The following is a 6,159-nucleotide window of genomic DNA, read 5'->3' as shown; positions in this document are numbered from 1 at the left end:
AATAGGCCGAGGGCTTGTCCTCAGTTGCTCGCGTCCACTGTGTTGGTTCTGAAACAACGAACAGTTGTGTCGGCTGAACAGCTCTACTTCAATTGAAGAGTGTGCTTGTTCGCTGCCCTGTTTGAGATCCCGCTTTTGCGGCGGGATATTTCATAGGGTTTCGGTGGTCATAGCGTGAGGGAAACGCCCGGTTACATTCCGAACCCGGAAGCTAAGCCTCACAGCGCCGATGGTACTGCAGGGGGGACCCTGTGGGAGAGTAGGACGCCGCCGAACAAAATTTGGAGGACCCTTGGTCCCAGCGTTCACGCTGGGACCAAGGGTCCTTTTTGTTTTTGCTCGAAGAGCGCCGGCTACGCGGCTGCGTCAGAATGACTGCGGTACCGAAGACTAGGAGTCACCCATGTCCACCAACTCTCCCGACGAGCGACCGGAGCGCGACCAGCGCCGCCGGGATGGTGGCGACCGGGGTGGATACCGCGGTGGACCACGTCGCGACAACGACCGAGCCCCGCGCCGCGACGACCGCCGTGACGGGGATCGCCCCAGCTTCCGCCGCGACGACCGCGACCGCAACGACCGCGGTAACAGCGGTGACCGTGGCGGGTTCCGTCGCGACGACCGGCGGGATGACCGCCGCGATGGCGACCGCGGTGACCGCGGTGGCTTCCGCCGTGACGACAACCGCGGCGGAGGCGGCGGCTACCGCGGCCGTGACGACCGCGACAGCGGGCGCCCCTCCTTCCGCCGCGACGACCGGCCCGGCGGGTTCCGCAGTAATGACCGGCGCGACGACCGCGGCGGCAACGACCGCGACCGGGGCGGCTTCCGCCGCGACGGCGACCGCCCCGGGTTCCGGCGTGACGGCGACCGCCCGGCCTTCCGTCGTGACGACCGCCGGGACGATCGTCGTGACGGTGACCGTCCGGCCTTCCGTCGGGATGACCGGCGCGACGACCGCCGTGACGGCGACCGCGGTGGCGACCGTGGTGACCGCGGTGGCTTCCGGCGCGACGACAACCGTGGCGGCGACCGTCCCGGGTTCCGGCGCGATGACCGTGGCGGCAGCGACCGTGGTGGGTTCCGCCGTGACGACCGGCGCGATGACCGCCGCGATGGCGACCGCGGTGGCGACCGGGGCGGCTTCCGGCGTGACGACAACCGCGGTGGCGACCGCCCCGGGTTCCGTCGTGACGACCGCGGCGGCAATGACCGTGGCGGGTTCCGCCGTGATGACCGTCGTGACGACCGCCGGGAGGATCGGCGTGATGACCGGCGTGACGGTGACCGTCCGGCCTTCCGTCGGGATGACCGGCGCGACGACCGCCGTGACGGCGACCGCGGTGGCGACCGTGGTGACCGCGGTGGCTTCCGGCGCGACGACAACCGTGGCGGCGACCGTCCCGGGTTCCGTCGTGACGACCGTGGCGGCAGCGACCGTGGCGGGTTCCGCCGTGACGACCGCCGCGACGGCGACCGCGGTGGCGACCGGGGCGGCTTCCGGCGTGACGACAACCGCGGCGGCGGCGGCTTCCGTGGGCGCGACGACCGAGGCCGTGACGACCGTGGGCGTGGCCCTCGTCGTGACGACAGCCGTGGCGGAGGCGGGTACCGCGGCCGTGACGACCGGGGCGACCGCGGTGGGTTCCGGCGGGACGACCGGGAGCGGGACCGCGAGCCGATCAAGCGGCTGCCGATCCCGGACGACGTCACGGGTGACGAGATCGACCAGGACGTACGGCAGGAGCTGCAGAGCCTGCCCAAGGGGCTCGCTGAGGACGTCGCCAGGAACCTGGTGATGGTCGCCAAGCTCATCGACGAGGACCCCGAGCAGGCCTACGGATACTCCAAGGTCGCGCTGCGGCTCGCCTCGCGCGTCGCCGCCGTGCGCGAGGCCGCGGGCTTCGCGGCGTACGCGAACCAGAAGTACAGCGAGGCGCTCGCCGAGTTCCGGGCCGCGCGGCGGATGACCGGCGGCGTGGAGCTGTGGCCCGTCATGGCGGACTGCGAGCGCGGGCTCGGGCGGCCCGAGAAGGCGCTCGACATGGCCGGGGCGCCCGAGGTGCACAAGCTCGACAAGGCCGGGCAGGTGGAGATGCGGCTCGTCGCCGCCGGTGCGCGGCGCGACATGGGGCAGATCGACGCCGCCATCGTCACGCTGCAGAGCCCCGAGCTGGCCTCCAGCTCGGTGCAGCCGTGGACCGCGCGCCTGCGGTACGCCTACGGTGACGCGCTGCTCGCGGCCGGTCGTGAGGACGAGGCCCGCGAGTGGTTCGCCAAGGCCATCGAGGCCGACAAGGACGGCAGCACCGACGCGTCCGACCGGCTCGCCGAGCTGGACGGCGTCGAGTTCGTCGACGCGTTCCAGGACGACGAGGCGGACGTCGAGGCCGAGGAGACCGCGTCGGCGGACGTCGAGCCGGAAAGCGCGCCGCGGGCGGAAACGGCGGCCCCTGCGGTCGTCGATCTCGACCTCGACGCGGAAGCGGCCGTTGCCGACGACGTTGACGTTGATGTCGCCGATGACGGTGTCGCCGATGAGGGTGTCGAGCGCGACAAGGACTGACGGCGGTACGTGAAGGGGCGGGTCTCCAGTCGGAGGCCCGCCCCTTCGTCGTATCCGCGCTCGGTGCGGTCGGTCGTCAGAACGCCAGGTCGCGCAGGACCAGGCCCGTCGCGGGCTTGGGGCCGAAAGATGTCGACTTGCGGGGCATCGTGACGCCCTGGCGGGCCAGGTCGCGTACGACCTCCTCGCGGACCGGGTGCATCAGCACCGCCGTGCCGCCCTCGCGCTCGGCCTTCTCGACCGTCGCCTCCGTGTGATGGATGTACGCGATGTGCTCCGGGTCGTCCGGGATGCGCCAGATGTGGTCGAGGAGCGTGGCGTGCAGGACCGTGGCGTCCAGGGTGCGCCAGGCCTCCGGGCGGCCCAGGGGGACCGTGCGGGCCAGGAGGCCGGGGGCGGGGCGGTCCACGAGGTGGTACGAGCCGTCGCCCGCCAGGAGGAACGCGTTGCTCTCGGCCGCCGCGGCGCCGAGGGCCGCCCTGGCCTCGGACAAGGAGCACTCCAGGGTGCGTACCCGGAACGAGTCCGCGAGCGCGGCCAGGGCCTCGGCGACCGGGAGCCCGTGCAGATAGCGGTGGATGGCGCGGACCCGCAGCGGATAGCGGGCCGTGTCCACCAGGAGGACCAGGCCGAAGTCCCAGGGGCTCGGCGAGGCGTGCTCGGCGCGCAGCCGGAGGTTCGTGGCCCAGCGGTGGTGGCCGTCGGCGATGAGAGCCTGGTGGTGCGCAAGATCTGACTGGATTCCAGCGATCTCCGCGGGGTCCGTCACCGCCCACAGACGATGGCTGAAGCCGTCCTCCGTGGTCGTGGAGAGCAGCGGCTTGTGGTGCGTCGCGCGCTCTATGGCCGCCGCCGCGCCGTCCGCCGAGTCGCCGCCGGGGTAGGTGAGGAGCAGCGGCTCCAGGTTCGCGGCCGTCGCGCGCATCAGGGCCGCGCGGTCCTCGACGACGTGCGGCATGACGTCCTCGTGCGGCAGGACGACGCCGGCCGCGGGCTCCGAAAGACGCAGCGCGCCGATGATGCCGCGCTGCAGGATGTCGCCGTCCCGCTGCTCGTACACGTACAGGCCGGGGAGGGGATCGGGGGCCAGGATGCCCTCGGCGAGCCAGTCGTGGAGGGTGTCCGCGGCCTGGCGGTTGCGGGCCGCCGGAGTGGTCGCCTGCGGCAGGATCAGGCGGACGATGTTGTGCGGGTCGGACGACTCCAACTCCAGGAGGCCGTCGGGCCGCACGACCACGTCGTACGGCGGTGAGGTCACGGCGGCGAGGGAGCCGACCTGCTCGGGGTCGTAGCGCACACCCCGGAAAGGAGCCAGGTCGAGGCCGTGGACGTCCGTGTGACCCGCTGTGTTCATTAGGGCATCGTATGTGTGTCAGTGGCATGAGCGATGATCGGGGGAGTGGAATTAGCGAGGAGAGATGCGTAATGAGCCAGACCGGCAGCCGGGGTGGAAGCCAGGCCGTGCGGACGCGTCCCGCGGGCAGCGAGCGGGCGCTCAGCGAGAGCTATGACACGGCCCTGCTCGACCTGGACGGGGTGGTGTACGCGGGCGGGAAGGCCATCGCGCACGCCGTCGAGTCCCTGGAGACGGCCCGGTCCGGGGGCATGCACCTCGCTTACGTGACGAACAACGCGCTGCGTACGCCGGACGCGGTGGCCCAGCATCTGACGGAGCTCGGCATCCCGACCGGGCCGTCGGACGTGATCACATCGGCGCAGGCCGTGGCGCGGCTCGTCAGTGAGCAAGTGCCTCCGGGGGCGCGGGTATTGGTGGTCGGTGGGGAGGGGCTGCGGGTCGCCTTGCGGGAGCGGGGGCTGGAGCCGGTGGAGTCCGCCGAGGACGGACCTGCGGCCGTGGTGCAGGGGTACGGCGGGCCGGAGTTGGCCTGGGGGCGGTTCGCTGAGGCCTGTTACGCGATCGCTCGGGGTGTGCCGTGGTTCGCGTCCAACACCGATCTGACCATTCCCAGCGGGCGGGGGATCGCGCCGGGGAACGGGGCCGCCGTGGAGGTCGTGCGGATCGCCACCGGGGCGGAGCCGCAGGTCGCGGGGAAGCCGTTGCCCCCCATGCACCGGGAGACGATTCTGCGGACCGGGGCGGAGCGGGCGCTTGTCGTCGGGGATCGGCTCGATACGGATATCGAGGGGGCGTTCAACGGGGGTGTGGACTCGTTGCTCGTGCTGACGGGGGTGACGGACGGGGCGCGGTTGCTGGCCGCTCGGCCTGAGCACCGGCCCACCTATGTGGACGCTGACCTGCGGGGGATGCTGGGCGGGCAGCCTGAAGTGGTTGAGGTGGGGGGTGGGTTCTTCTGTGGGGGGTGGACCGCGTCTGTGCGGGGGGACGCGTTGGTGCTTGAGGGGGAGGGTGCGGGGATGGATGGGCTGCGGGCGTTGTGCGGGGTTGCCTGGGCGGTGGCTGGAGATGGGGTTTGTGGGTTGGACGGGGGGAAGGCGTTGGCTCGGCTGGGGCTTTAGGGTTCTCGGGTTCCGCCCGTTCCCGGCTGCGTCAGTGTGCGGCTCCGCGGGGGGCTCCGCCCTTGGGGCCCGGGGGGTGTCCCCTTCGGGTGGGACGGGGGCGCCGCCGATCGCGCCGCGCGCTCGTCCTCAAGCGCCGGACAGGCTGGGATTGCCCGACCGGATGTGCGGGTGGGACGCGGGCCTCCGCCGATCGGCCTGTGGCCCTGTCCTCAAGCGCCGGACAGGCTGGAATCAGGCGTCTTCGCCGTGCGACAGGAGCTGGTCCTCCGTTGCTCCCTCGCGCCAGTAGCCGGTGAACTTGACGCGTGTGCGGTCGAAGCCTCGGTCGGTGACGAGGTGGCGGCGGACTGCCTTGACCGTTGCGGATTCGCCTGCGATCCAGGCGTAGGGGGCGCCGGTGGGCAGGTCGGCTGTGCGGATCGCGGCCGTTGTCGTGCCCTCGCCTGTGAGCCAGGTGATGTCGGCGTCCGCCTTGGTGGGCAGTTCCTGGCGGTCCGCCGGGTCGTGGAGTTCCAGCCAGGCCAGGACCCGGGTCGACGGCGGGAGCGCTTCGAGGATGCCCGCGACCGCGGGGAGCGCCGACTCGTCGCCGGTCAGGAGGATCCAGTCGGTGTCCTCGGGCGGCCTGAAGTCATACGCGGCGTTCTCCTCCGCCACCGGGGCGAGGACGCCCACGCTGGTGCCGGGGCGTGCCGTGCGGGCCCAGCGTGACGCCGGACCCTCGGGAGAATGGGCGTCCGGCGCGGGCGCGTGCACGGCGAAGTCGACGATCAACTCGTGCGGGTCGCGGCGCAGTTCGCGGATGGTGTACGTGCGCATGATGCCGCGTACGTCGGGGTCCAGCTCCCGCCACGCCGCGTACCAGTCGGGGGAGTCCGTGTCCGGCATCACCGGTGCGCTCTGGCCCGGCTGCGGCAGGAACACCTTGACTCGCTGGCCGCGGCCGCCCGAGGCCATGCGGGCCACGTCGGAGCCGCCGAAGGCCACCCGGACCATCGATGGCGTCAGCCGTTCGGTGCGCAGGACTTGGGCGTCGAAGAACCGGAACGGGGCGTCGGTCATGGGGTGGGCCTTTCCTGTGCGTCGTGGCGGGACGGGAGGGATCGGCGGAG

The 6,159-nt window shown here is 72.1% G+C and carries 4 protein-coding genes and 1 rRNA gene; 3 read left to right on the top strand and 2 right to left on the bottom strand.

Features of this window, described 5'->3' with window-relative positions; all coding sequences use genetic code 11:
• Positions 1–159: 159 nt before the first annotated feature.
• Both rrf and IE274_RS30380 read left to right on the top strand, forming a co-directional pair.
• Positions 160–276, top strand: a 5S ribosomal RNA gene (rrf, locus tag IE274_RS30385).
• Between the two features lie 1,414 nt (positions 277–1,690).
• Positions 1,691–2,566 carry a tetratricopeptide repeat protein gene (locus IE274_RS30380; protein ID WP_194548404.1) on the top strand — a complete coding sequence of 292 codons (876 nt, stop codon included), beginning with the start codon at positions 1,691–1,693 and terminating at the stop codon, positions 2,564–2,566.
• A gap of 76 nt (positions 2,567–2,642) precedes the next feature.
• Here the strand turns inward: IE274_RS30380 and IE274_RS30375 are convergent, their stop codons facing one another.
• The gene (locus IE274_RS30375; RefSeq protein ID WP_190119117.1) at positions 2,643–3,920 is read right to left on the bottom strand and encodes a DUF1015 family protein; all 1,278 of its coding nucleotides are present in this window, start codon (positions 3,918–3,920) and stop codon (positions 2,643–2,645) included.
• 71 nt (positions 3,921–3,991) lie between these two features.
• Between IE274_RS30375 and IE274_RS30370 the strand changes: the two genes are divergently transcribed.
• Positions 3,992–5,044 (top strand): HAD-IIA family hydrolase, encoded by a 1,053-nt coding sequence (locus tag IE274_RS30370; protein ID WP_190119116.1) that lies wholly within the window; start codon positions 3,992–3,994, stop codon positions 5,042–5,044.
• Positions 5,045–5,278: 234 nt separating this feature from the next.
• Here the strand turns inward: IE274_RS30370 and IE274_RS30365 are convergent, their stop codons facing one another.
• Positions 5,279–6,109, bottom strand: a complete 831-nt coding sequence (locus IE274_RS30365) for a siderophore-interacting protein (protein WP_190119115.1) — start codon at positions 6,107–6,109, stop codon at positions 5,279–5,281.
• Between the last annotated feature and the right edge of the window lie 50 nt (positions 6,110–6,159).

This window comes from Streptomyces flavofungini (genome assembly GCF_014650815.1).
Lineage (GTDB): Bacteria > Actinomycetota > Actinomycetes > Streptomycetales > Streptomycetaceae > Streptomyces > Streptomyces flavofungini.
This window is presented reverse-complemented; position numbering and strand designations above follow the sequence as displayed.